The sequence below is a fragment of the uncultured Kiloniella sp. genome (assembly GCF_937128705.1).
Classification (GTDB): Bacteria; Pseudomonadota; Alphaproteobacteria; order Kiloniellales; family Kiloniellaceae; genus Kiloniella.
In genome coordinates, this window is the sequence record NZ_CAKZMP010000258.1 from 1 (window position 1) to 2,993 (window position 2,993).

Here is a 2,993-nt window from a genome sequence, read left to right on the forward strand (position 1 = left end):
GGTCGACGAAGCTGATTTGAACCAGAACCCTTTCCGGATCTTCACATCCTTGTTGCGTCTGGAACTGATTGAAGACGAGGCCTTGCGGGCTGCGGCACAAGAGGTTTTGGATAGCCGTGAGATCTTTACCACAGCGGCCTTGAACCTGATTGACCGGGCCGAAGCACAGGGTGGCCTGAATGCTGAAGACGCGACACAGTTTGTTACCGAAGCACTGGAAACTTTCCGTTGGCATAGCAAAGCCAATATCGACAAAGAGCTTTACCAACGATTGCATGACGAACACCGCTTGATTGCCGATATCGTCAGTTTCCATGGTCCCCATATCAATCATCTAACTCCACGTACGCTGGATATTGATATCGTTCAGGCCGGAATGCCCAAGCGCGGTATTGATCCCAAAGCTGTTATCGAAGGGCCGCCACAGCGTAAGTGCCCGATCTTGTTGCGCCAGACATCGTTCAAAGCCTTGGAAGAAAAGGTGTTCTTTAAGCAGGGTAATGGAAATTGGGCAGGAGAAAAGTGGGAAGAGGGATCACACACCGCCCGTTTTGGTGAAATCGAACAGCGTGGTATTGCCCTGACCCCGAAAGGCCGCGCCCTTTATGATGATCTGTTGGATAAAACCCGTGCGCGTGTCCGCGCTGGTGAAGGGTCTTATCAAGACTTGTTGTTAGAAACTTTCGCGGCTTTTCCTGATAGCTATGAAGAATTGCGCGCCGAAGGTCTTGCATTCTTCCGCTATTCCCTGAGCGAAAAGGGCGCGGAAATTGCCAAATCTGTAGGGGTGTCCGGCACTGTTGATGGCTTGTTAAAAACGGGTATTCTACGGATGGACCCTATTGTGTACGAAGATTTTCTGCCTGTATCAGCGGCGGGTATCTTCCAATCCAACCTTGGGGATGGCGGAGCAGAAGTTGTGTACAGCAACCCAAGCCAGTCAGCGTTCGAAAAAGCCTTGGGGGCGAAAGTGCTGGATGAACTCGCACTCTATGCCGAACTGGAACAGGCATCATTGATGGATTGTTATGAGAAACTTTCGGCAAAATCTCTGAAGAGTGAAGCGCCTGTCGCAGCTTAAAGTTGGCGACATAATAAATCATAGCCATGTTATACATCTCTGCTTATAACATGGCTCTACATCTTATCGGGTGCCCTGATACATGCCCTGTCTTATACATGTCCTGTATGGGGCACCCCAAATATTTAAAAATCAGAGTTTATTCACATGACAAGCCCGACCCCACAAGACCTTGACACCCTGAACGATATTGTTGGTGAAAAAGGACTGATACGGCCCGGCGGTCATGGTGGGGATGATCTGGTTCCTTATGAAACCTGTGTGCGTTATGGTTCGGGACAGGCAGCCTTTGTTGTGCGTCCGGCAACCAGCAAAGAAGTTTCACGCGTTCTGGCCTATTGCCATGGGCGGGGGATTACCCTTGTGCCGCAATCCGGCAACAGTGGGCTGGTTGGGGCCTCGACACCTGATGGCTCGGGTACTCAAGGCGTTCTCAGCTTTGATCGCCTGACGGGAACCAGTGAATCAGACGCAACCACGTATGGACAGATACTTTTTGACGAGGAAAATCGGACGGTCACGGTCGGGGCTGGCGTTCGTTTGTCTGATCTCAATGCCTTTCTGGAACCCAAGGGCTATGTGTTCCCGATTGATCTGGGTGCTGATCCGCGTATCGGGGGCATGATTGCGACCAATACAGGTGGTGCCCGCTTCCTGCGTTATGGTGATGTGCGTCAGAATACACTGGGGGTCAAGGTTGTGTTGGCTGATGAGGCAGGAACCGAGCTTAATTTCATGTCCGGCCTGCGCAAGGACAATACAGGCATTGACTGGAAACATCTGTTTATCGGAACCACTGGCGTTCTGGGTGTCATAACAGAAGCTGTGTTGAATGTCGTTCGCTTGCCACAGCAATCAACGGCGGCGTTGTTGGTCCCTCGTGACGAGGCGGCGGTGCTTAAGCTTTTGCTGGAAATGGAAGAACGCTGTGATACCAACCTGACAGCCTTCGAAGGTATGTCGGCCGAGGCGATCCGCGCTGCCTTTGATCATGTGCCTTCGCTGCGTAATCCTTTTCCCGGTGGCGAAATTCCGAACTATGTTCTGTTGGTCGAACTGTCCCGCACTTGGGCCAAACGTGACAGCGAACAGAGTTTGGACGAATTGATGGAAGTGGTGCTGGCGGAAATTTGGGAAGACGAAGACGCACCACTGGACAATGCCTTTATTGGTCGCCCCGAAGAAATGTGGGCCTTGCGACACGCCCTTTCCGAAGGGGTGAAACACGCGGGTAAACTGGTGGCTTTTGACGTGTCATTCCGACGTGGCGATCTGATGAAGTTCCGGGCCTTTATGGCGAAAGAATTGCCGGAAAAATTCCCGAATGTACGGATCTGTGATTTCGGTCATGTGGGGGATGGCGGTCTGCACTTTAATCTGTCGATCCCACAGGATGATCCACGCTTGGATGATGAGAACTTTATTCCGTCCTTGCGGGAATGGGTGGTCCAGATTGTGGTGGAAAAATATAACGGCAGCTTTTCTGCCGAACACGCCATTGGACGAAGTAATCAGGGATTTTATGATAGCTATACCCCAAAAAAGGTCAAAGAACTGGCCGCGCAGATAAAGAACGTTTTGTCACCGGGTAACCTCGGCGATGTTAAATTGGGCTAGAAGGTTTTAACCTCTTGTCTGGGGGCCTTTTTCTCCTCTAAGCTGCATCCTATGATTGCTGATTGGGGGCGTGATGAAAGCTATTATAATTTTAATTATGTTCGCTGTGGGGCGATCTTTTTTTCGTTCTATTACTCATTATTTGCTGGTCGGTTGGTTCACTGTCACGACCAAGCTCATGGAAAATGTACTTGCAACTGCGCCTGATGGTGCCGACAGGGCAATATTTTGGGGGCGCATACTTGGGTTTGCCTCCCACCCTATGCTTTGGATTTTTATTTTAGTTGTGAATTAT

General features: G+C 50.6%; 3 protein-coding genes. All 3 read left to right on the top strand.

The annotated features are described in order from the left end of the window. On the top strand, positions 1–1,081 hold a 1,081-nt coding region (locus Q0241_RS13220), incomplete at its 5' end, for a DUF1338 family protein (protein ID WP_299378232.1). Between the two features lie 147 nt (positions 1,082–1,228). Further along, the gene (locus Q0241_RS13225; protein WP_299378233.1) at positions 1,229–2,698 is read left to right on the top strand and encodes an FAD-binding oxidoreductase; all 1,470 of its coding nucleotides are present in this window, start codon (positions 1,229–1,231) and stop codon (positions 2,696–2,698) included. Between the two features lie 73 nt (positions 2,699–2,771). Beyond that, positions 2,772–2,993 (top strand): hypothetical protein (locus tag Q0241_RS13230; protein WP_299378235.1); only part of this gene is annotated, 222 nt, incomplete at its 3' end.

What these genes read in the sequence shown, in the direction of transcription:
- Q0241_RS13225 (WP_299378233.1), top strand. Translation starts at nt 1,229, where the DNA reads ATGACAAGCCCGACCCCACAAGACCTTGACACCCTGAACGATATTGTT.